Annotated in this window: 21 protein-coding genes; 11 read left to right on the plus strand and 10 right to left on the minus strand. The window is 59.3% G+C overall.

Annotation, left to right across the window (positions count from 1 at the left end; all coding sequences use genetic code 11):
* The first annotated feature begins 4 nt into the window (after positions 1–4).
* The 3 genes from QN377_RS13740 (at position 5) to QN377_RS13750 (ending at position 1748) form a co-directional block, all read left to right on the plus strand.
* On the plus strand, positions 5–592 hold the full coding sequence (locus tag QN377_RS13740) for an OmpA family protein (RefSeq protein ID WP_323567636.1): 588 nt from the start codon (positions 5–7) through the stop codon (positions 590–592).
* Between the two features lie 126 nt (positions 593–718).
* On the plus strand, positions 719–997 hold the full coding sequence (locus QN377_RS13745) for a DUF1145 domain-containing protein (protein WP_322214131.1): 279 nt from the start codon (positions 719–721) through the stop codon (positions 995–997).
* Complete coding sequence (locus tag QN377_RS13750) at positions 990–1748, plus strand: hypothetical protein (protein WP_095019455.1); 759 nt, start codon at positions 990–992, stop codon at positions 1746–1748. Before QN377_RS13745 ends, QN377_RS13750 begins: the two co-directional genes overlap by 8 nt.
* Positions 1749–2492: 744 nt before the next feature.
* Here the strand turns inward: QN377_RS13750 and QN377_RS13755 are convergent.
* Positions 2493–2957, minus strand: coding sequence for a CopD family protein (locus QN377_RS13755; RefSeq protein ID WP_095019454.1), 465 nt, complete (start codon positions 2955–2957; stop codon positions 2493–2495).
* A 98-nt stretch (positions 2958–3055) separates the two neighbouring features.
* Between QN377_RS13755 and dinG the strand changes: the two genes are divergently transcribed.
* The 7 genes from dinG to QN377_RS13790 all read left to right on the plus strand — a co-directional run bounded on the left by dinG (position 3056) and on the right by QN377_RS13790 (position 12948).
* Positions 3056–5200: an ATP-dependent DNA helicase DinG gene (gene dinG, locus QN377_RS13760; protein WP_095002975.1), complete on the plus strand. Its 2145-nt coding sequence runs from the start codon at positions 3056–3058 to the stop codon at positions 5198–5200.
* A gap of 95 nt (positions 5201–5295) precedes the next feature.
* Positions 5296–7647, plus strand: coding sequence for a beta-galactosidase (locus QN377_RS13765; RefSeq protein WP_095019453.1), 2352 nt, complete (start codon positions 5296–5298; stop codon positions 7645–7647).
* Between the two features lie 113 nt (positions 7648–7760).
* Positions 7761–8906, plus strand: a complete 1146-nt coding sequence (locus tag QN377_RS13770; RefSeq protein WP_322213414.1) for a serine hydrolase domain-containing protein — start codon at positions 7761–7763, stop codon at positions 8904–8906.
* Between the two features lie 341 nt (positions 8907–9247).
* Positions 9248–10393, plus strand: coding sequence for a serine hydrolase domain-containing protein (locus QN377_RS13775; RefSeq protein ID WP_095002978.1), 1146 nt, complete (start codon positions 9248–9250; stop codon positions 10391–10393).
* A 110-nt stretch (positions 10394–10503) separates the two neighbouring features.
* A complete protein-coding gene (locus QN377_RS13780) occupies positions 10504–11622 on the plus strand; it encodes an OmpA family protein (protein WP_095019451.1) in 1119 nt (372 codons plus the stop codon).
* 23 nt (positions 11623–11645) lie between these two features.
* Positions 11646–12293, plus strand: a complete 648-nt coding sequence (gene pdxH, locus QN377_RS13785) for a pyridoxamine 5'-phosphate oxidase (RefSeq protein WP_095002980.1) — start codon at positions 11646–11648, stop codon at positions 12291–12293.
* Between the two features lie 190 nt (positions 12294–12483).
* Positions 12484–12948, plus strand: coding sequence for a glycine zipper 2TM domain-containing protein (locus QN377_RS13790; RefSeq protein WP_095002981.1), 465 nt, complete (start codon positions 12484–12486; stop codon positions 12946–12948).
* A gap of 73 nt (positions 12949–13021) precedes the next feature.
* Here the strand turns inward: QN377_RS13790 and QN377_RS13795 are convergent, their stop codons facing one another.
* The 5 genes from QN377_RS13795 to QN377_RS13815 form a co-directional block, all read right to left on the minus strand.
* Positions 13022–13621, minus strand: coding sequence for a hypothetical protein (locus tag QN377_RS13795; protein WP_095002982.1), 600 nt, complete (start codon positions 13619–13621; stop codon positions 13022–13024).
* Positions 13622–13695: 74 nt separating this feature from the next.
* Positions 13696–14874: a Na+/H+ antiporter NhaA gene (gene nhaA, locus QN377_RS13800; protein WP_095002983.1), complete on the minus strand. Its 1179-nt coding sequence runs from the start codon at positions 14872–14874 to the stop codon at positions 13696–13698.
* A 358-nt stretch (positions 14875–15232) separates the two neighbouring features.
* Entirely contained in the window at positions 15233–16843 is a 1611-nt protein-coding gene (locus tag QN377_RS13805; protein ID WP_095020410.1) for an NAD(P)/FAD-dependent oxidoreductase, read from the minus strand.
* 90 nt (positions 16844–16933) lie between these two features.
* Positions 16934–17605: a COG3650 family protein gene (locus QN377_RS13810; protein ID WP_169916891.1), complete on the minus strand. Its 672-nt coding sequence runs from the start codon at positions 17603–17605 to the stop codon at positions 16934–16936.
* A 60-nt stretch (positions 17606–17665) separates the two neighbouring features.
* Positions 17666–18265, minus strand: a complete 600-nt coding sequence (locus tag QN377_RS13815; RefSeq protein WP_095002986.1) for a short chain dehydrogenase — start codon at positions 18263–18265, stop codon at positions 17666–17668.
* 104 nt (positions 18266–18369) lie between these two features.
* On the opposite strand from QN377_RS13815, the gene QN377_RS13820 reads away from it, so the two are divergent.
* Positions 18370–19278: a LysR family transcriptional regulator gene (locus tag QN377_RS13820; protein WP_095002987.1), complete on the plus strand. Its 909-nt coding sequence runs from the start codon at positions 18370–18372 to the stop codon at positions 19276–19278.
* Here QN377_RS13820 and QN377_RS13825 read toward each other — a convergent pair.
* The 4 genes from QN377_RS13825 to QN377_RS13840 are packed head-to-tail and all read right to left on the minus strand — an operon-like array spanning position 19275 to position 21748.
* Positions 19275–19778, minus strand: coding sequence for a DoxX family protein (locus tag QN377_RS13825; RefSeq protein ID WP_322213409.1), 504 nt, complete (start codon positions 19776–19778; stop codon positions 19275–19277). The genes QN377_RS13820 and QN377_RS13825 overlap by 4 nt on opposite strands.
* Positions 19775–20548 carry a DNA-binding domain-containing protein gene (locus QN377_RS13830; protein WP_095025905.1) on the minus strand — a complete coding sequence of 258 codons (774 nt, stop codon included), beginning with the start codon at positions 20546–20548 and terminating at the stop codon, positions 19775–19777. The genes QN377_RS13825 and QN377_RS13830 overlap by 4 nt, the downstream gene beginning before the upstream one ends.
* On the minus strand, positions 20545–21423 hold the full coding sequence (locus QN377_RS13835; RefSeq protein ID WP_095002990.1) for a DUF692 domain-containing protein: 879 nt from the start codon (positions 21421–21423) through the stop codon (positions 20545–20547). The genes QN377_RS13830 and QN377_RS13835 overlap by 4 nt, the downstream gene beginning before the upstream one ends.
* 22 nt (positions 21424–21445) lie before the next feature.
* Positions 21446–21748 (minus strand): DUF2282 domain-containing protein, encoded by a 303-nt coding sequence (locus tag QN377_RS13840; protein ID WP_095002991.1) that lies wholly within the window; start codon positions 21746–21748, stop codon positions 21446–21448.
* Between the last annotated feature and the right edge of the window lie 232 nt (positions 21749–21980).

Genomic DNA, 21980 nt, shown 5'->3' on the forward strand with positions numbered 1-21980 from the left:
AGATGTGTATAAGAGACAGGCCTTGGGTGCAATAAAAAGCTCGGCCTGGGCGGGGGGTGGTGCCGTATTCGGTGCGGGCATGGCCGCGGCTTACTGTTGGGTACACGGTGACGGCGATGCGGATGGCGACGGTGTTCCGGACAGTCGCGACAAGTGCCCTGATACGCCCCAAGGCGTGAAAGTCGATGCTGCGGGCTGCCCGATTGTGGCCGTGGTGGTGGTTGAAGAAGTGGTGGTCGTCAAGCAAGAGGCTATTGTAGTACGTGATGTGAATTTCGAATTCAACTCTGCCCGGTTGACTGCGGCGGACAAGGAAAAGCTCAATATCATAGCCGCGCGCCTGAAAAAAGACGCCGCCAACGCCCAGTTGAAGGTCACAGGGTATACCGACAGTGTGGGCAATGAGGCCTACAACCTGAAACTGTCCAAGGCACGGGCGCAGTCGGTGGTTGAGTACTTGATCGACAGCGGTGTACCGCGCAGCCAGTTTGTTTCCGTGGAGGGAGCCGGTGAGTCGAACCCTGTGGCCAGCAATCAGACCCCTGAGGGCCGCGCCCAAAACAGACGTACCGAGATTCTGATCATTCGTTAACCCTTGGTATCGCCGCGGTTTTGCCCGGGCCAGTCGAAGTTGCGGCGAATCTTTTTATGACGGTCTATGGCGTCCTGCTTGTACAAGCCGTTAATGTGCGCCAAAGAACATGCTAAAGGCGGATGTATGAGGGTGCTTTGGGGGCTGGGTAAAGCATTGACACTGATAGTTTGGGCCTTGGTGCTGAGTAATCTGTACCAGCCCTTGGTCTACCCGTTCGATGTGCTGATCAACCTTGTTGGCAGCCTGTTGGTGCTGACCCATGGGCTTGAGGTGCTCTTGTTCAAAGGTCGCCTGCAAGGCCGCCGCCATCCCTGGCGTGATCGCCTGTTGATTCTTGTGTTTGGAATTTTTCACGCACATACCCTTCCTGCCTCCTGCGAACGAGATTCCAGCCATGCGTAAGTTATGTTTGTTGGCTGCCTTGTGCAGCCCTTTTGCTCAGGCCGAGGTCGTCTCGGTCGAGGCCAACTCGATGATGCGCCTGCCCGCTAACGTCAGTGTATTGCGCCTGGAAAAGCTCGATGTTGCTGACTACGGGACGTTATTGATTCCAGCGGGGATCACCCAGGTCGATATCGACCAACTGCAGCTGGGTCGTGAAGCACGCATCACTATCGTTCCTGCCGAGCACGGCATCGCGCTGCGGGTGGCGCGTGCCGAACTGGGCGAGGGCAGCCAGATCAATGCCCGTGGCGCCACCGGTACCTTTGAAAAGCCTGCGCGGCCAGCCCGGGACCTGAGCCTGCGAATTGAGTCATTGCAAGCGCCGCAACTGTCCATTGATGCCCGTGGCGGTACGGGAGCGCCGGGTTTTGCCGGGCTTGATGGCGGTAATGGCGAAGAGCCAGGCTGTACTTGGGGCGCGGCGGGCTCCGGAGCCAATGGTGACAATGGAGGTGACGGGCAACCGGGTGCGGCCGGCGGGCAGGTGCGGGTTGAGCTGCCGCGTGACTACCCGGCCGAACAGGTCCGTGTGCGGGTTGACGGCGGTACGGGCGGCAAGCCCGGCGAGGCCGGACGGGCTGGCGCAGGCGGCAAAGCCAAGGGCTGTGTGGTGTATCGCACCGATGGCGGCAAGTCCGGCAAGCCGGGCCTGGCCGGGCAGCCGGGGGAAGCGGGTACGGCAGGTGCTGTGACTATCCAGCGGTTGTAACCTGTGCACGGCACGCAATATCCGCTGAGGCGCTAAGCGCAGATTGCGCAACACATTCACTCCAAACAGGCCGGCCGGTCGGCCGCCTCGGGGGCGCTGTGCTTTTGATCTGCCTGCCCTCCCGGGAGGGCGAGTGGAGGTTCTGTGGAGTGGGTCGGCCGGCATGGATGCCGGGAGAGCCGCGATGGGCCATGGATGGCCCGTGGCGGCGTGCCCACGGAACAGGACCGGAGCGAGTGAACCTGAGCGCAGCGAAGGCCGTACGATGGGGCGCAAGCGCTTTGGTTACTTTGCCGCTTTTGCAAAGTGACTCGCTGTAAGAGCGAAACCAATATTTCAGTTAGACGCAAATGCCGGATATGTAACCGGTGGATCAGTTGATTTGCGGCACAGCTACGTATAAATAAACGACGTGCCTGTCGCCAATCAGGCGCGTGTTGCTTCAGTGCGTTACCAGCGTGTCCAGCAACTTGTCGACAAAACCCTTGGCCAGCTTTGCAGCGATGGGCCGAGACTATTCCCCGATTTTAAGCGGCGCAAGCGAACGGGATTTTCTAGGAAGTTTCACGGAAACGAAAGCGAAACGTCGTACGAAACGCCTGATATTAAAGGCCAAATGCCTTGCTGTCGTCGTCGCAAACACTGCAAACACGAACCCTCTGATACCCCGTAATTAAATGGTTTTACGACTGCTGCGCAGCCGGACGCCGCCTCGTTCCTTCGGCAGCTACACCCATCCGGCTTTTAAAAAGTCGGCCGAGCCGCCGCAATTGCCACCAACACCAGCCCCACAATCAGATTGCACCCCACCAGCCGGCGAATTTTCCCCATTACCGCTGCCCCGTCAGCCCAAGCCTGGGCTTCGACGGCCTTGCGCAACTCAGGCAACTGCAGCGATTGAATGCGGATAAACAACGCCACCATCACGATGTACAAGCCCATCATGATCTGCACATAGCGCGGCGCCGTTTCAAAACCGTTGAAGCGCATTTGCAGAAGACCTACACCGCTTATCGGCAAAATCACCACTGCGATCCACACCCATACAAAAAAACGTTGGAACACTTCTACCCACAGCTTTAACCGTACCGGGCCTTCAAGGGCCGTGACAGCCGCCGGGCGCAGGATCATCCAGGCGAAAAACATGCCGCCCACCCAGATCAGGGCGGCCAGTACATGCAGGCTGTAGGCGAGGGCAAAGGCGGTCATTGGGGTACTCCGTTCGGCGCGGGATGAATTAGCGGGGTATGATAGCGGTCATTCGAACCACTGAAAATTTATCCAGCGTTTCTTGCGCCCGAAGAACCATGATTAGTACCGAACTCAAAACTCAGATCCAGGGCGCTTACTCGCGTTTTCTCGAATCCAAGAGCCTCAAGCCGCGTTACGGTCAGCGTCTGATGATCGCTGAAGTGGCCAAGGTGCTGGGCGATATCGACACCGACGAAGAAAACCACCGCAGTGGCGACCCGGCTGTGGTCGCCGTAGAAGCGGGCACCGGTACCGGCAAAACCGTGGCTTACTGCCTGGCTGCCATTCCTGTGGCCAAGGCCGCGGGCAAGCGCCTGGTGGTTGCCACGGCAACGGTCGCCCTGCAGGAGCAGATCGTCTACAAGGACCTCCCGGACCTGATGCGCAACAGCGGGCTGAACTTCAGCTTTGCCCTGGCCAAGGGCCGTGGCCGCTATATGTGCCTGTCCAAGCTCGACATGCTGCTGCAAGAGGGCCACGCGCAAACCGCGACGGCGCAGCTGTTCGAGGAAGAAGGCTTCAAGATCGAAGTCGATGAGGCCAGCCAGAAGCTGTTCACCAGCATGATCGAAAAGCTGGCCGGCAATAAGTGGGACGGCGACCGCGACAGCTGGCCCCAGGCCCTTGAAGACCAGGACTGGGCGCGCCTGACCACCGATCACAGCCAGTGCACCAACCGTCATTGCCCCAACTTCGGCCAGTGCGCTTTCTACAAGGCCCGGGAAGGCATGAGCAAGGTGGACGTGATCGTCACCAACCACGACATGGTGCTCGCCGACCTCGCGTTGGGCGGGGGCGCGGTATTGCCTGACCCCCGTGACACGGTCTATGTGTTTGACGAAGGCCATCACCTGCCGGACAAGGCCATTGGCCATTTTGCCCACTACACCCGTTTGCGCTCCACCGCCGACTGGCTGGAGCAAACCGCCAAAAACCTTACCAAACTGTTGGCCCAACACCCGTTGCCCGGCGACCTGGGGCGTTTGCTGGAGCAAGTGCCGGAGCTGGCCAAAGAAATCAAGGCCCAGCAACAGTTCATGTTCACTGCCTGCGAGCAGATCGCCGACTTTAAAGTCGGCGAAGAGCCCGAGGGTCGCGAGCGTCCGCGCCATCGCTTTATTGGCGGCCTGATTCCCGATCACATGCGTGAAATGGGCATCGAGTTGAAAAAAGGATTCTCGCGTCTGACCGACTTGTTCACCCGCCTGACCGAGATTCTCAAGGACGGCATGGATGGCGAGGTCAATATCGGCATCACCAGCAACCAGGCCGAGGAATGGTACCCGCTGTTTGGCAGCCTGCTGTCCCGGGCTCAGGGTAACTGGGAGCTATGGACCGCGTTCACCGTCGAGGACCCTGAAGACAACCCGCCCATGGCGCGCTGGCTGACCCTGGCTGAAAGCGGTTCGCTGTTTGATATCGAGGTCAACGCCAGCCCCATCCTGGCCGCCGAGATGCTGCGTCGCAACCTGTGGAACGTGGCCTATGGGGTACTCGTGACCTCCGCCACCCTGACAGCACTGGGCACCTTCGACCGTTTCCGCATGCGTGCCGGCCTGCCCAAAACAGCCGTGACAGCGGTGGTGCCCAGCCCTTTCCATCATGCTGATGCCGGTGTGTTGCGAGTGCCTGACCTCAAGGCCGACCCCCGTGACGCTACGGCTCATACGGCGGCGATCATTCGTGACTTGCCCGCGCTGGTCGAAGGCTCGCGGGGCACGCTGGTGCTGTTTTCGTCGCGCAAGCAGATGCAGGACGTATTCGACGGCCTGGAGCGCGACTGGCGCAAGCAAGTGTTTATTCAGGGTAACCTGTCCAAACAGGAAACCCTCAACAAGCACAAGGCGCGGGTCGATGGCGGGGACTCCAGTGTGTTGTTTGGCCTGGCCAGTTTTGCCGAAGGCGTGGATTTGCCTGGTGCCTACTGCGAGCACGTGGTGATCGCCAAAATACCGTTTTCGGTACCCGATGATCCGGTCGAAGCGGCCCTGGCCGAGTGGATCGAGGCCCGGGGTGGCAACCCCTTCATGGAGATATCCGTGCCTGATGCCTCGCTCAAGCTGGTTCAGGCTTGCGGGCGTTTGCTGCGTACCGAACAGGATCGCGGCACCATCACCTTGCTGGACCGGCGCCTGGTCACCCAGCGCTATGGCAAGGCGATTCTGAATGCACTGCCGCCGTTCAGGCGCGAAATTTCTTAAGCGCGGGTCGGCGTTATCGTCGACTTTGCTGTCTATGCTTTGACTTTCACCACCTCACAGGCCGTTTTTCGGCCGTTTGGGAGAACCAGATCCATATGATTCGCCGTTCGCTGTCTGCTGTTTTTGCGTTGCTGGTCACGACTCCGCTGTTGGCGGCGCCTGCTGGCCAACAAACCCTGTTCAATTTCGTTCGCCCTGCCGATGTGGTGCAAGTGGCGACTACGGATGCGATCTTGCCGCAATACAATGCGGAGCAAACAGCCGAAGGCGAAGTGCTGCGCCGCGTCACCTTCAACCCGGCCGTCGCGCCCAGCCTGCGTTTGACTCCGCAAACCGGGGTATGGGACTGGTCGCAGTCGGGGATGATGACCCTGCGCATCCAGAACGCCATGAACTGGGCACTTACGCTGGACGTGACCGTGCAAAGCAGCAACGGCAAAACCCTGACCAGCCGTGTCGACCTGCCTGCCGGCCCGGCGCAAACCCTGTTGTTGCCGCTAAAAGCCAATTCTCCACACAGCCAGGGCATGCGCGCCGGCCCACCGATGCCGATGACGCTGGATGGCCAGCGCATTCTGCTGGCCAGTAGCCAGGGTGAAATCGATCTGAGCCAGGTGGTGTCGGTAAGTCTGTCGATTGCGCAACCGAACGTCGCGCAGAGCATTCTGCTGGAGCGCTTCGGCGTGCAGGACGGCACAGGCGTAATCAAGGCCGTGTACGGCGCGATCGTCGACGGCTACGGCCAGTCGACCCGCGCCAAATGGCCGGAGCGTGTTGCCAATGACGAACAGCTCAAGGCCGCCGCCGCAAAAGAACAGCAGCAACTCAAAGGCTGGCTGGCCGGGCGTGCCGATCAGGACAAGTACGGCGGCTGGCTGAAGGGCGCGGGGTTTGAGGCGACCGGGTTTTTCCGCACAGAAAAGCGCAATGGCCGCTGGAACCTGATCACCCCTGAAGGTCACCCGTTTTACTCGCTGGGCCTAAATGCCGTAACGGCCAACGACAGCCAGACCTATGTTGCCGGCCGTGAGTGGATGTTTACCGATTTGCCCCATGATGGCACTCCTCTGGCCAGTTTTTACGGCAAGGCGAACAACAACAGCGGCAACGCCTCGACCCAGGGCAGGGGCTTTGACGCCGGGCGCTGGTACAACTTTTATGCCGCCAACCTGCAGCGTATCTACGGTGAACCTTGCGTAACGGCTAAAACTGAACCGGATAGCGCACCGGTGAGCCCTTGTGCACCTCCAGCCTTCGATGCCAAGCGTTGGCAGGCCCGCACCCTGGATCGCCTGCAAGCCTGGGGCTTCAACACCATCGGCAACTGGAGCGACCCCGAACTGGGCCTCAACGATCGCGTGCCCTACACCCTGCCGCTGTCGGTTGTGGGGGACTACACCAGCATCAGTACCGGCACCGACTGGTGGGGCGGCATGCCCGACCCTTTTGACCCGCGCTTTGCCATGGCCACCGAGCGCGCCGTGGCCATTGCCGCTCGCGATCATCGCGATGATCCCTGGTTGATCGGTTACTTTGCCGACAACGAACTGGCCTGGGCTGGTCCGGGTAATGACCCGAAATCCCGTTATGCATTGGCCCTGGGCACTTTGCGCATGACCACGGATGTACCCGCCAAGCGGGCCTTCCTCAAGCAGCTGCGTGACAAATACCGCAACCAGCAGGGCCTTTCCAAGGCCTGGGGTATTGAAATTCCGGCCTGGGAGCTGATGGAGGACCCGGGTTTTGAAGGGCCTTTGCCCAACACCGAGCACCCGCAAATCGAGGCGGATTATCAGTATTTCCAGAAAGTCTTTGCTGACACCTACTTCAAGACCATTTCCGACTCGCTCAAATGGCATGCTCCAAACCACTTGCTGCTCGGCGGACGGTTTGCCGTCAGTACGCCAGAGGCCGTGGCGTCCTGTGCCAAATACTGCGATGTACTGAGCTTCAACTTCTACACCCTGCAACCGCAAGACGGCTATGACTTCGGCAAACTGCGCGAACTGGACAAGCCGGTAATGATCACCGAGTTCAACTTCGGCTCCCGTGACCGTGGCCCGTTCTGGGGCGGCGTCACTGAAGTGGCCAACGAAGAAGCCCGTGGCCCGGCTTACAGCAAGTTCCTCAAACAGGCGGTGGCAGAACCGTCGATTGTTGGCGTGCACTGGTTCCAGTACCTGGACCAGCCGGTCACAGGCCGGTTGCTCGACGGCGAAAACGGCCACTTTGGCATGATCGGTATCACCGATTTGCCGTTTACCGGTTTTGTCGACAGCGTGCGCAAGGCCAACCTGCAGGCCCTTGGCCAGTTGGGCCAGGAGGCCGCCAAGGCCCAGGCCGAAGCCGAAAAAGCCGTCAAGGCGCCTGTGCATGCAACCGATGATGGCAGCGGCGGACGCTCTGGCGCGGGGCATGCAGGTGGGCACTCGGGCAAGGGGCACTGATTTTTCCTGCCCGATGGGCGGCGATGTATTTCGTCGCCCAGTAGGGGTTTCTTTCTTTTCAATTCCCACTTTAAAACTAAGGTCTTGCATTCCAACTGAATGGAGACTTCGAAATGGAAGCGAAAGGGAAGTGTGCAAGTGGGTTCGAAGCCGTTCAGGAAGCCTTTGAGGCGATCTTCGATGATCCTCAGGAGCGAGGAGCCGGTGTTTGTGTGCAGGTGGGCGGCGAAACCGTTGTCGACTTATGGGCGGGTGTGGCGGATCTGGAGGGCGACCAGCCCTGGAACCACGACACATTGGTCAACACCTATTGTTGTATCAAACCCTTCACCGCCATCGCGGCACTGATGCTGGTGGAAGAGGGCAAGCTCGAGCTGGATCAGACGGTTGCCCACTATTGGCCGGAGTTTTCCCAGGGCGGCAAGGAGCGCATCACCTTGCGCCAGGTGTTGTGCCATACCTCAGGTATCCCGGCGCTGCGTTTGCCCAGCCGCACGCCCATTATGTACGACTGGGATGCAATGGCCGAAGTCGTCGCGGCAGAACCCTTGTGGTGGGAACCGGGAACCAGTGTCGGTTATGGCGCCACCACCTATGGCTGGATCCTTGGCGAGCTGGTTCGACGGGCCGATGGTCGCGACCCCTGTACCTTTATCCACGAGCGAATCTGCGAGCCCAACGACCTTGAAGTTCATATGGGCGTTGATGCCGAGCACTTTCACCGCATTGCCTTCTTCGAGCGCGCTGAAGGGCGAACGGGTGATAACTACGCCCAGGACTTGCGTGCCGTGATGGTCAGTGAGCCTGAGCATGTCGCGACCCTTGCATTTACCAATCCCGCCATGGGATCACGGCAAACGGCTGACCCGCGCTGGTGGGCCTATCGCCATCCCGGCGTAAATGCCCACGGTACCGCCCATGGCCTGGCCGGGTTTTACAGTGCGCTGCTGGGCGGGCGCCTGGTGGGGTCTGAGCTGCTCGCAGAGTTCACCCGCGAGCACAGTAACGATATGGACCGCACGCTGCTGCGGCCCATGCGTTATGGCCTGGGTTGCATGATGGAGCAGCCGGCGGACCCGGGAGCTTCCCATCGGATGGGGCCAAAGGCATTCGGGCATGTGGGGCTGGGCGGGCCAATCTCTTTTGCCGACCCTGAGCGGGAGGTGAGCTTCGGCTTTGTCACCACCACCATGGGCAGCCATGTGCTGATGGACCCGCGGGTGCAGAAGCTTGCGCCTTTGGTCTACGCCGCGCTGTAGACACACCCTAAGTAGCAGCTGCCGAAGGAACGAGGCTGCGTTCGGCGGCAAAGCCGTCGCGAAATCAGACCCTGCGGTATGTCAGTTATACCCGCAAGTCAGGTTTTACGACGGCTGCGCCGCCGGACGCAGCCTCGCTCCGCGAGTCAGCTGCTACGAGATTTTTGCCATGGGTGTTTTGCCTTTTTTCACAAAAAAAACACGCCCTTGCTAATACTTTGCCCGCCGACTCAACAGCGCACAAAAATTGTGTGCTCAGAGCGCTTTGCTCTGTTTCAAAATCTTACTGGTGCTGGAACAATGCACGCCTTGTAGAGCCATGCTTGATCCAGGAGGTCCGGGTGCAGATTCAGGGTTTTCACGACCTTAACTTCGAAGCAGTACGCGAGGCGTTTGCCGATCTTTTCAATGATCCGCAAGAGCGCGGCGCGGCGTTGTGCATCCAGATCGGTGGCGAAACCGTTCTCGACCTGTGGGCCGGTACCGCTGACAAGGACGGCGAGCAGCCGTGGCACACAGACACCATTGCCAATCTGTTTTCGTGCACTAAACCTTTTACCGCTGTCACGGCGTTGCAACTGGTCGAAGAGGGCAAGCTGGAGCTGGATGTGCCAGTGGCCCGCTATTGGCCCGAGTTCGCTGCTGCCGGCAAAGAGTCCATCACGTTGCGTCAGCTCCTGAGCCATCGCGCGGGTTTGCCGGCCTTGCGCGAATTGATGCCGGCCGAGGCGCTGTATGAATGGCAAACCATGGTCGATGCACTGGCCGCCGAAACCCCCTGGTGGACGCCGGGCGAAGGGCACGGCTATGCCGCGATCACCTATGGCTGGCTGGTGGGCGAGCTGATTCGCCGCGCCGATGGCCGCAGTGCGGGCCAGTCAATCATGGCGCGGACGGCCAGGCCGCTGGGGCTGGACTTCCATGTCGGGCTGGGTGACGAAGAGTTTTACCGGGTGGCTCATGTTGCCCGCAGCAAGGGCAATATGGGGGATGCGGCTGCGCAGCGCCTGTTGAAGGCCATGATGAATGAGCCTTCATCCATGAGTACGCGGGCATTCACCAATCCACCGTCTATTATGACAAGTACCAACAAACCCGAATGGCGCCGAATGGAGCAGCCAGCGGCCAATGGGCATGGTAATGCCCGTAGCCTGGCCGGTTTTTATAGCGGTTTGCTGGACGGCAGCCTGCTTGAAGCCGAAATGCTGGAGCAACTGACCCGCGAGCACAGCGTCGGCGAGGATAAAACCTTGCGCACGCAAACCCGATTTGGGCTGGGGTGCATGCTGGATCAGCCAACCGTGCCTAACGCGACGTTTGGCCTTGGGCCAAAAGCTTTCGGTCATCCCGGGGCTGGGGGATCGACCGGCTTTGCCGACCCGGATCGCGAGGTGGCCTTTGGATTTGTGACCAATACCCTAGGGCCCAATATATTGATGGATCCCAGGGCGCAAAAACTGGTTAGAGTATTGGCTGAGTGCCTGTAAGCAGGATTTGTAGGCCACAGGTCGGAACTCGGTAGCTTTTCTGTTTTCAATACGTTTTTTATAGTGGGCTTAGTGCCTCTTTAATTCTTAATTCATTGTGTGGATATTCAATGTCATCTAATAAGACCCTCGCTCTGGCTCTTTGCCTGGCTATTACCGGTTGCGCACAAACTCCACAGAATGACGCCGAAGGTGGCCACAAATGGTGGCAGTTGGGCTCGTCCGACCAGGCGTCGACTCCTGCGGATAAAACTGCAACTGTTGCGGCCAAGTCAGCAGACAGCAAAACAACGCCACCGGTAACCAAAACTGCCACCGCCCCAGCGGTCGCAGCCAAAGACAGCGGTTCCAGCTGGTGGCCTTTTGGCTCTGACTCGGCGAAAAAAGACACCCCGGTTGAAAAGGACAAAAAAGTAGCCGTCACCGCCGCGCCTGCCTCTGCAGCAGCCTCTTCGAAAAACTGGTGGTGGCCGTTTGATAGCGATGCCAAAGACGCCAAAACTTCGCCGGTTGGCGTGATCCCGATGCCGGATCCGAAAATTACCCAGGCCTGGCTGGACGAATATGAGCCTCGTCTGCGTACTGCAATCAAGGACACCAACCTGCAACTGGAGCGTCGCGAGAATCTGCTGATTATCGTGGCTTCAGCTGACAGTTCGTTCAAGGCCACCCGCCCGGACTTGCTGATGCCGTCCATGCTTGGCCCGTTTACCCGAGTGGCCAAAGTGGTCGAAGGCGACCCAAAAACCGCCGTGCTGGTGCTGGGGCATGCCGACTCTTCGGGTGCAATGGCGGCCAATACCCGTCTGAGCCTGGACCGTGCCAAATCGGTGGCAGCGATCTTCCGTATGAGCGGTTTACAAGGTAACCGCCTGACCTTGCGTGGCATGGGTTCGGTGATGCCTCGCGCAGCCAACGACAGCAACGAAGGACGCGCCCTGAACCGTCGGGTTGAAATCCTGATGACCCCGCAAGCCACCATGGTTGCCCTGGTCAGCAAATACAGCCAGCCAGCCCTCACCCCGGCCGAGCTGGTTGCGGTGCAGCCAGCTGTTGCTCCTTCTGTGGCCAAAAAGAATGCAGCACCGGCCAAGAAAGGCGTCGTAGCCAAAAAGGCTGCACCGGCCAAAAAAGCGGCCAAGCCAGCGCCAGCAAAAAAGCCGGTTGTCGCTAAAGCCAAAGCTGTTGCGGACAAGAAAGTTGCCGCCAACGATCAGGCCAAGAACTGACTGATTCAAGGAAGGATGGGGGCATGACTCAAGCACTGGCGGATATGCGACGAGACTACACCCGTGACGGGCTGGCCGAGGCTCAGGCCCCGGCCGAGCCTTTCGCGCTGTTTCATCAGTGGTTCGGCGATGCGGTGAAAACCGAGCAGCCACCGGTCGAGGCCAATGCCATGACCCTGGCCACAGTGGACGCCCGCGGGCGGCCGCATTGTCGGGTGTTGTTGCTCAAGGGGCTGGATGAACAGGGTTTTACCTTTTTCACCAACTACACCAGTGCCAAGGGCCAGCAGTTGGCCGAGCGCCCGTTCGCGGCCATGACCTTTTTCTGGCCAACCCTCGAGCGTCAGGTACGCATCGAGGGTCAGGTGGTCAAGGTCACTGCGCAAGAGTCCGATGCCTACTATCAGGTTCGCCCCCTGGGCAGCCGGATCGGGGCCTGGGCCTCGCCGCAAAGCCAGGTGATTGCTGATCGCGATGAACTGGTCGAGCTGCTTAAAGCCACCGAGGCGCGCTTCAGTGACAGCCAGCCCCATTGCCCCGAGCACTGGGGCGGTTATCGCTTGCTGCCCGAGCGCATCGAGTTCTGGCAGGGGCGCCCGAGTCGCCTGCACGATCGCCTCAACTATCGGCGTGAGGGGGCAGACTGGGTGCGTGAGCGCCTGGCACCCTGAAGGCACCCTCTACAGCAAGGCGCGCAATGCAAACCGGCTATTTCGCGCTACTCTTTGCGAAGTCTTGTGTGGGCAAACAGCGCTATTGTTACTGTACAGACGCTGAATAAAGCCCTTTTATCCGCCCTGTGCCGTGACAGGTTACCGGCTGCGGAGTTTAATGAATCCCTGTTATTTTGGAGTTGATCCCATGCGTAAGTCCGTTCTGTTGGTTGCAGCATTCTCTACCATGACTGTTTTGTTGGGCGGCTGCACATCGAGCTTGACCGGCGACACCTACTCGCGCGACGAAGCCCGACGTGTACAGACCGTTCGTATGGGCACCATCGTTGCCCTGCGTCCTGTGCAAATTGAAGGCACCAAGACCCCGATCGGCGCTGCGACTGGCGCTATCGTGGGTGGTGTAGGCGGCAGCGCCATCGGTGGCGGTCGTGGCAGCATCGTCACCGCAGTGATCGGCGCCGTGGCCGGTGGTTTGCTGGGCTCGGCAGCCGAGTCGGGCCTGACCAAGACCCAGGGTGTGGAAATCACCGTGCGTGAAGACGACGGCAGCACCCGTGCTTACGTTCAGCAGGTTGAGCCTAACCAGGTATTCCGTACCGGTGAGCGCGTGCGCATCATGACCGTTGACGGTACCAGCCGCGTTACCCAGTAAAACAGGCGACAGCGTAAAAACAAAACCCCGGCCAGTGCGAACTGGCCGGGGTTTTTTATGGCTGTAAAGCAGCTCAGGACGAGTGCTTGAATGCCTGCTCGGCCCCAGACAGCGTTATGGCGATATGGTCCAGCAAGCGTTCTGCCGTGTACTTGGGCATACAGCTGAAGGCCATCACCACCGCCAGCCCCAGTGTCAGGGCAGGTCGAGGGACGTGACTGACGTTGTACTGCCTGAGGCTGAACACAAATACGCAGGCGGCGACAGAGCCTATCAGCGCTCCGGCGATGGCTTCCGGCAAAGGGTGGATGGTGAGGGCGACGTAATTGATGGCGAACCACCAGGTCGCCAGCAACCCGACCCCGAGTGCAGGCCAGCGCAAGCGCTGATCAAGCTGTTGGCACAGCAGGTTGAGCAACACGGTGAAGACCAGGCAAGCATTCATTGCGTGGCCGCTGAATACGGCAATGCCCAGGTCATGCAGGCCAACGCCCCAGCCCTTGAACAGGATCTTGCTGACGCCCACCACCAGGTAGGCAGTTACCAGCACGCCCAACCACAGCAAAGCGATTTTTCTGGATGCGCCCAGCCATAACCAGGCAGCAATCACCAGCGCTGCCGGGAACATCACGGTGATGCCGGCGTATTGCACAATCTGCATTTTATCGACCACGTTTCTCTCTTTTGGTTGTTCACTCAGGCGGGCTGTGTCTCTGTGAGAGCCCGCCTCAGTGAGCAACATCAGGGTTACGCCACCGGCTGTTTACGGCTAAAGAACAGCGTAACACCATAGCCGATCAGTGCTGCGAGGATCGAGCCGGTAAGGATGCCCATACGGTCCATGCCTACATAATCGCTACCTGCAACGAACGCCAGCGAGCCCACAAACAGACTCATGGTGAAGCCGATGCCGCACAGGATGGCCACGCCAAACACCTGGCCCCAGTTGGCGCCTGCCGGCAGCGCGGCCATGCCGGTCTTGATGGCGATCCAGGTCAGGCCGAACACGCCAAGGGTTTTGCCGATCAGCAAGCCTGCGGCAATGCCCATAGGCACATGGCTGACAAAACTGTGCAGGCTGACACCCGCCAGTGATACACCCGCATTGGCGAAGGCAAACAACGGCAGAATCGCGTAAGCCACCCAGGGATGCAGGGCATGCTCGATGCTCATCAGCGGTGAAGTTTCTGAGTTCTTGGTGCGCAGCGGAATGCAGAACGCCAGCGTTACACCTGCCAATGTGGCATGCACACCGCTTTTGAGTACGCACACCCAGAGGATCAGGCCGACGATCATATAAGGTGCGACCTTGATCACTCCCATGCGGTTCATGGCAATCAGCGCGATCAGGCATGCCGCAGCCAGCAGCAGGGACACACCCGACAACTCGCTGGAGTAGAACACCGCAATCACGATGATTGCACCCAGGTCATCGATGATCGCCAGGGTCATCAGGAACAGCTTCAGCGACACCGGTACACGCTTGCCGAGCAGGGCCAGCACGCCGAGGGCGAAGGCGATGTCGGTGGCCATGGGGATGGCCCAGCCGCCGAGAGCGTCCGGGTAATCCTTGTTGATGAACCAGTAGATCAGCGCCGGTACCACCATGCCGCCGATTGCCGCCGCGCCGGGCAGCACCACCTGTGAGGGCTTGGACAGCTGGCCTTCGAGCAGTTCGCGTTTGACCTCAAGGCCGATCAGCAGAAAAAACAAGGCCATCAGGCCATCGTTGATCCACAGCAGCGACGGTTTGGCAATTTGCAGGGCGCCGATTTGCACCGCTACCGGCACGTCCAGGAAGGCCGTGTAGTAATGGGAAAGCGGTGAGTTATTGACGATCAGAGCCAGAGCGGCCGCGGCAATCAACAGCAGACCGCTGGCAGCTTCCAACTGAAAGAACCGAGTGAAAGTGCTACGCAGAGGCAAGGTCGCTCTCCATCAATTAGGTAATAAGGTGCGACACCCTAACCTGTGGGGTTAGTGGTTAAAACAAAAACTATATTCTTTTTTGTTATAAGCAATGGCGTGCTCACACACCGCTCAAGAGCCTAGCAGTTGTGTGTCAAATTGAGTCTGATTTGTGCCTGTGAAGGCTGTAGGAAATAGACCAGCTTTGCTGGTTTTTCAGCAAGGATCCCGCCTGAAGAAGGAGAAGGCGGTGGCTGTGTGGGAGCGGGCTTGCTCGCGATACAGGCGCTACGGTCTGCCTGGCAAACCGTGGTGAATGCATCGCGAGCAAGCCCGCTCCTACATGTCAGGGCTGCAGCCCCTACCGAGTCAAAACCTAGGCTTCGATACCCAGAATGTCGCGCGCTACAGCTTCGGCAATACGGATACCGTCGACACCTGCCGACAGAATCCCGCCAGCGTAGCCAGCGCCTTCGCCTGCCGGGAACAAGCCCTTGACGTTAAGGCTCTGCATCGACGCATCACGGGTCATGCGCAGCGGCGACGAGGTACGGGTTTCGATGCCGGTGAGAATGGCATCATGCATCGAGAAGCCCTTGATCTGCTTCTCGAACGCCGGCAGTGCTTCACGGATGGCTTCAATGGCGAAGTCCGGCAGGGCCAGGGCCAAGTCACCCAAAGACACACCCGGCTTATAGGATGGCTCGACGCTGCCCAGGGCCGTGGACGGTTTGCCCGCAATAAAGTCACCCACCAGTTGCGCCGGAGCTTCGTAGTTGCTGCCGCCCAGCACATAGGCGTGGGATTCGAGGCGTTCTTGCAGCTCGATGCCGGCCAGCGGACCACCCGGGTAGTCTTCAGGCGTAATGCCGACCACGATGCCCGAGTTGGCATTGCGTTCGTTACGCGAATACTGGCTCATGCCGTTGGTCACAACACGGCCCGGTTCGCTGGTTGCCGCAACCACGGTGCCACCTGGGCACATGCAGAAGCTGTACACCGAGCGACCGTTTTTGGCGTGGTGCACCAGTTTGTAATCGGCAGCGCCCAGCTTCGGGTGGCCGGCATACTTGCCCAGGCGCGCACTGTCGATCAGCGACTGCGGGTGCTCGATACGGAAACCTACCGAGAACGGCTTGGCTTCCATATACACGCCACGATCGTGGAGCATGCGGAAGGTGTCCCGGGCGCTATGGCCCAGCGCCATGATCACGTGGCGAGCATTCAGTTGCTCGCCATCTGCCAGGATCACACCGGTCAGTTGACCGTTGTCGATCAGCACATCAGTCACGCGTTGTTGAAAACGCACTTCGCCGCCCAGCGCGATGATCTGCTGGCGCATATTTTCGACCACACCGGTCAGGCGGAACGTACCGATATGCGGCTTGCTGACATAGAGGATCTCGTCCGGCGCGCCGGCCTTGACGAACTCGTGCAGCACCTTGCGGCCGTGGTGTTTCGGGTCCTTGATCTGGCTATAGAGCTTGCCGTCCGAGAACGTACCGGCACCGCCTTCGCCAAACTGCACATTGGACTCGGGGTTGAGTACGTTTTTACGCCACAGGCCCCAGGTGTCCTTGGTGCGCTGGCGCACTTCGGTACCACGTTCAAGAATGATCGGCTTGAAACCCATTTGTGCCAGCAGCAGCCCGGCGAAAATACCGCAGGGGCCGAAGCCGACCACAATCGGACGCTCGGTCAAGTCCTGGGGTGCCTGGCCGACGACCTTGTAACTGACGTCCGGCGCTGGATTGACGTTACGATCGTCGGCGAACTTGAGCAGCAGCGGCGCTTCATCGCGCACACTCACATCGATGGTGTAGATGAAGCACAGTTCGGACGATTTTTTACGCGCATCGTAGCTGCGCTTGAACAAGGTGAAATCGACCAGGTCATCACTTTCGATGCCCAGGCGCTGCAGGATGGCAGGGCGCAGGTCTTCTTCGGGATGGTCGATCGGCAGCTTGAGTTCGGTGATTCGTAACATTGACAGTGTCCAGTATCGGGGGCCAGGTAAACCCTGGCAGAACCGCTAATTGTAAGCTGCTTCGGGGCAATATGCGGCAACAGTTATCGGTTAGTCGTTACGGGCGCCACCAAAATAGCCGCAGCCGCGCTGGACTTGACCGTTGATCCGTAGCTCGGCGCTCAGATGTTGCACGCTGCCATTGGCACTGTCGGTGCAGCGTTGTGGGGCCACCCACAGCTCGATGCGCTGATTGTTGGCCTCGGTGGACAGGGAGAAGCGGCCATCGCCGACCTGTTCTTCAACGTAGGGCAGCGCCAGGTCGGGCTGGCCTTCGCGCTTGAGCACCATGCCCTTGCCCCCGGCTTGCACTTCCCAGGCCGGGCCATTGCCGTTGGCGTGCACGGTCACCTGCTTGAAGTTGGGATCCTGGCAGGCGCTGTTGCTGCGCTCCAGGCGGTAGAGTTGCTGCAGCTCGACTTCACCGTCTGTACCGGCTGTTGTGCTGGCGCTAAAACGGCCGCGGATATCGGCGAACAACTTGCCCGGTTTATTGGGCATGTAGGTCGCGTCCTGCACCAGCGTGGTGTCGGCGCTGTCACGAACTACATAGCGCTGTTGGCCGACGCAGGGTTGAAACACCAATTGACCATTGGCCGATACCAGCTCGCCCTGCAGGCGGGTTTGACCTGCGGTGGTGTCGGCAGGTGTGCTGCTGAACATCTGGCAACCGGCAAACACGGGCAGCAAGGCGAACAAAGCTAAGGAACGGGCAAAACGCATCATGGGCACTCCTGAAGGGTGTCGCCACGTTACTCAGCCTAGCGATGCATCACAAGTGATTCAACCTACGGTGAATGTCTGCCCGGTTTGCAAGCCTTCCACGCTTTTGGCGTAAGCCAGGGCCACATCGGCGCCCGATACAGGCTTGAAGCCGCGAAAGTACGGGGCGTATTTGTCCATCGCTTCTTCCAGGACCGTAGGGCTCACCGAGTTGACCCGCAGGCCCCGTGGCAACTCAATGGCGGCTGCTTTTACAAAACCGTCAAGTGCCGCGTTGACCAGCGCCGCCGAACTGCCGGTACGGATCGGCTCGCGGTTGATAACGCCGCTGGTAAAGGTGAACGAGGCCCCATCGTTGGCAAACTCGCGGCCAATCAGCAGCAGATTGACCTGGCCCATCAACTTGTCCTGCAAACCGAGGGCGAAGTCGCTTTCGCTCATGTCAGCCAGTGCGGCGAACGTGACGTTACCGGCGGCACAGATCAGCGCATCGAAGCGCCCGGTTTGCGCGAAGAGTTGGCGGATTGATTCACTGTCGCTGATATCGACCTGATAATCCCCGCTTTTTCGACCAATTTCTACGATCTCATGGCGCGGTGACAACTCGCGGCGAATGGCTGAACCGATGGTGCCGTGAGCGCCGATCAAGAGGATTTTCATGTTGTGTGCCTTTGTGGATGACGTGAGTGCTCAGTCTAGTGGTGCTTTTTAAATGGGATAAGCGCACTAATAGGCAACCTTTGGTTTTCATATGGAAACAATCCATGAGTGAAATGGATGATCTGGCTGCGTTCGCGGTCTTGATCGACGCTGGCAGTTTTACCTTGGCCGCCCAGCAACTGGGCTGCAGCAAGGGGCAGCTGTCCAAGCGTATCAGCCAGCTTGAGGCGCAGTTTTCGGTGGTGTTGCTGCATCGCACCACCCGGCGCTTGAGCCTTACGGCGGCTGGCGCGGCGCTACTGCCACAAGCCCAGGCGCTGGTGGTGCAAGTGGAGCGGGCACGTCAGGCACTTGCCCGGCTAAAGGATGATGTTGCAGGCCCGGTACGCATGACCGTGCCCGTATCCTTGGGCGAGACCTTCTTTGATTCGCTGTTGCTGGAGTTTTCCCGCGAATACCCGCAGGTGCAGATCGAGCTGGAGCTCAACAACAGCTATCGCGATATGGTGCGGGAAGGGTTTGATCTGGCGATACGCTCGCAGGTTGCCAGCCATGAACGGCTGGTGGCCAAGCAGGTGCTTAACTGGCACGAGATCACCTGCGCCAGCCCTGCCTATCTTGAGCAATACGGCGAGCCGGTTACGCCGCAAGAACTGGTCGAGCACCGCTGTCTGCTTAACAGCCACTACAGCGGTCGCGAGGAGTGGCACTACCACCGCCAGCATGAACTGCAACGAGTGCGGGTCTCGGGGTCGTTTGCCAGCAATCACTACAGTCTGCTGAAAAAAGCGGCCGTGATCGGTGCCGGCATCGCCCGCTTGCCCTCGTACATGCTTGGCTGCGAGTTGGCTGATGGGCGCCTGCGCGGCTTGTTGCGTGACTATCAAACGCGCAGCAACCCCATGTATCTGGTTCACCCTTATCAAGGCGGTTTGCCCAGGCGTACTCAGGTATTGGCGGATTTCCTGGTGGGCTGGTTCCAGAGTAATGGTGAGGCCATTGACCTGCTTTAACGAAAACGCTGTGCAATCAGATGATCAATCGACAGCGCACCCGGGCCCTTGGCCATCAAGTACAACAAGACCGCGATCCAGGTGCCGTGAGTCGGGTAGGCATCAGGGTATACGAACAGCTGGATGGTCATGCTCATGGCCAGCAGTGCCAGCGCCGAGAACCGGGTGGCCAAGCCCAGCAGGATCAGCACCGGGAAAACATGCTCGCTGAAGGCGGCAGCGTGAGCAGCCACCTCGGGGGAGAGTAGCGGGACTTTGTATTCCGTACTGAACAAGTACAGCGCAGAGTCAGACAGATGCGGCATACCGAGTTGAAAGGTGCCTTCAACCAGATCGATTGCCAAACCTTCAACCTTGGTCTGGCCTGATTTCCAGAACACCGCAACAATGGAAAAGCGTGCGACAAAGGCGATCAGTGTGTCGGGTATGCAGTGCAACAGCCCGATTGCGCCTCCGATCCAGCGCTGTAGCAGGCCGGGGCTTATTGTTTGAGTATTCATGGCGAGGCCTCGAGGGCGGGTTGTAAGCCGGTGATGGTGTTATTGCTAATCAACAGTGCCAGGGCCTGGCCCAGGTTAAAGTCTGGGTCGGCTTCCAGGGCATGGGCCGCGGCCAACCCCAGGGCATTCCCCGCTTTGAGCAAGTGCACAAATACTGCGCACCCTGAGCTGACCGTGAATACCTCCACGCGCAATTCATTGCGTATTACCAGGACGCTTTGTGGTTGGCGCGTGTCCAGTCCCTGTATCTGTCCCTGGCGTTGGTGCGCCGCCCACAAGGACGCGATGGCGTAGGGTGAATGCAGCGATGCGACACCGGGGTGCAGTTGCAGGTGTAAATGGGGCAGCCCCTCGGGGCTGTTGAGCGCCTGAGCCAGCAGCCCGGGGTTTACGGCGCACACGTCTGCGGCGTGAAAGGCCTGCACACACAAACGCTCAAGGCGAGCCACGTCCGCCAGGTAGGGCACGCTTCTGGCGGGTGCAAAGGCATTGATAAAACCGGCGAACTGGCTGCCATAGGCGCTCATGACCGGGCTGTCGGGTGGGTGTTTTTGAATAAATATCTGCGCCATGGCCTGAAAAAAGGCCTCGCCCACCAATTGCGCAACAACGGGATAGCTGGTGGCCAGCGCGTTGATCAGTCCGCTTTGCACATTGTTGCGATATACCGCGAAACGGCGGTCAATGTCGCCGTTGTAGCAGGCAATGCCTGTGGGGGCGGGCGTGTGTGGATTGAGCAATGCTGCACTGAATGTTTCTTGTAGTTTCATGGCTGCACCTGTGCGCTGAACAGGTAGCGGTCAGCCAAGCGGGCTTCCTGAAGCAGTTCGGTGAGAGGGGGCAGATGATTGTCGCGTTCGATCAGGGTGGCCATCGGGCCAATTCGGTCCAGTACTTGCTGGTACAGCGCCCATACCGCTTGATCGACAGGTGCGCCGTGGTTATCGATCAGCAAGCGTTGCCCCAGGCTGTCTGCTTCTTCAGCAAAACCCGCCAGATGAACCTCACCTACGGCCTGAAGGGGCAAGGCATCGAGATAGACAACAGGATCGCGGGCGTGGTTGATGCATGACACATACACATTGTTTACATCCAGCAAAAGGCCACAGCCGGTACGGCTTATGACTTCCTGAATAAAACCGGCTTCGTCGAATTGGGCCTCGTCGAACTCGATATAGGTAGCGGGGTTTTCCAGCAGTATTTGGCGCTTCAACACATCCTGTGCCTGGTCCATATGCGCGCATACCCGGTGCAGCGTGGCGGTGTCATAGCGCAAAGGCAGCAGATCATTGAGGAATAATGGCCCGTGGGAGGACCATGCCAGATGTTCGGAAAACATCTGCGGCTGGTAACGCTCGAGCAATAGGCTCAGGCGGCGCAAGTGTTCGGTATTGAGCGGGCTTTCGCCGCCAATCGACAGGCCAACGCCATGAATTGACAGCGGGTAATGTTCGCGGATCAAGCCCAGGTAATGGTGGAAAGGGCCGCCAGCTACCATGAAGTTCTCGGCATGCACTTCAAAGAACCCGATGTCTGGGCGGCTCGCAAGTACATCCACAAAGTGCTCGGCCTTGAGCCCCAGCCCCGCACGAGGCGGGAGCCGGGGCGCACGAGGCGCGATAAGCGAAGCAAGCGGGCTGTGCATTATCAACACTCGGCGGCGCGGATCAGGACTTGCCTTTGTAGGCAGCCAGTTGGCCAAAGCCGGTTGGTGAGGTGTTGCTGGCGGTTTTTTCGCAGGTCCCTTTTGGGACGAGTTTCCAGGCATTGGCCTGATGATCGGTTTTGGCGGAGCCAGCACAGGTAGTGCCAGCGCCGGCGGCGCAATCGTTATGCCCTTTCATGGCAACCCCGAAGCACTTCTCCATGTCGTCGGCAGCCTGAGCGGGCAGGGCGGCAATACTCAGAGCCGAACCCAGAGCAAGAGCCAGGGCTGCGGCAGACAAGGTGCGGGTGGTTTGGTTTTTCATGGTGACTCTCCAGAAATTCCGGTAGCGATTGCTGCCGGGTTACCCAACTAGAGAGGCAAGGGGGGGCGTTGTTACAACTGATCTGAATTATTTTTATGTTGCCGATCGCAGCCTTTGCTCCTCGTCAGCGGCTACAGGAAAAACGTAAACCTGTGGGAGCGAGCCTGCTCGCTCCCACAATAGGGCTAGATATACAACAGAGTTTCGACAGCTTATGCGTCGTTTAACAAGA

It is taken from the genome of Pseudomonas sp. CCC4.1 (assembly GCF_035019225.1).
Lineage (GTDB): Bacteria > Pseudomonadota > Gammaproteobacteria > Pseudomonadales > Pseudomonadaceae > Aquipseudomonas > Aquipseudomonas bubulae.

Bases quoted from the DNA above. Each gene is read 5' to 3' on its own strand.
- QN377_RS13825 (WP_322213409.1), bottom strand. From the start codon at position 19,778: ATGAATACTCAAACAATAAGCCCCGGCCTGCTACAGCGCTGGATCGGA.
- QN377_RS13790 (WP_095002981.1), top strand. From the start codon at position 12,484: ATGCGTAAGTCCGTTCTGTTGGTTGCAGCATTCTCTACCATGACTGTT.
- QN377_RS13840 (WP_095002991.1), bottom strand. From the start codon at position 21,748: ATGAAAAACCAAACCACCCGCACCTTGTCTGCCGCAGCCCTGGCTCTT.
- QN377_RS13770 (WP_322213414.1), top strand. From the start codon at position 7,761: ATGGAAGCGAAAGGGAAGTGTGCAAGTGGGTTCGAAGCCGTTCAGGAA.
- QN377_RS13820 (WP_095002987.1), top strand. From the start codon at position 18,370: ATGAGTGAAATGGATGATCTGGCTGCGTTCGCGGTCTTGATCGACGCT.
- pdxH (WP_095002980.1), top strand. From the start codon at position 11,646: ATGACTCAAGCACTGGCGGATATGCGACGAGACTACACCCGTGACGGG.
- QN377_RS13810 (WP_169916891.1), bottom strand. From the start codon at position 17,605: ATGCGTTTTGCCCGTTCCTTAGCTTTGTTCGCCTTGCTGCCCGTGTTT.
- QN377_RS13750 (WP_095019455.1), top strand. From the start codon at position 990: ATGCGTAAGTTATGTTTGTTGGCTGCCTTGTGCAGCCCTTTTGCTCAG.
- QN377_RS13745 (WP_322214131.1), top strand. From the start codon at position 719: ATGAGGGTGCTTTGGGGGCTGGGTAAAGCATTGACACTGATAGTTTGG.
- QN377_RS13765 (WP_095019453.1), top strand. From the start codon at position 5,296: ATGATTCGCCGTTCGCTGTCTGCTGTTTTTGCGTTGCTGGTCACGACT.
- QN377_RS13835 (WP_095002990.1), bottom strand. From the start codon at position 21,423: ATGCACAGCCCGCTTGCTTCGCTTATCGCGCCTCGTGCGCCCCGGCTC.
- QN377_RS13755 (WP_095019454.1), bottom strand. From the start codon at position 2,957: ATGACCGCCTTTGCCCTCGCCTACAGCCTGCATGTACTGGCCGCCCTG.
- QN377_RS13805 (WP_095020410.1), bottom strand. From the start codon at position 16,843: ATGTTACGAATCACCGAACTCAAGCTGCCGATCGACCATCCCGAAGAA.
- QN377_RS13815 (WP_095002986.1), bottom strand. From the start codon at position 18,265: ATGAAAATCCTCTTGATCGGCGCTCACGGCACCATCGGTTCAGCCATT.
- dinG (WP_095002975.1), top strand. From the start codon at position 3,056: ATGATTAGTACCGAACTCAAAACTCAGATCCAGGGCGCTTACTCGCGT.
- QN377_RS13830 (WP_095025905.1), bottom strand. From the start codon at position 20,548: ATGAAACTACAAGAAACATTCAGTGCAGCATTGCTCAATCCACACACG.
- QN377_RS13780 (WP_095019451.1), top strand. From the start codon at position 10,504: ATGTCATCTAATAAGACCCTCGCTCTGGCTCTTTGCCTGGCTATTACC.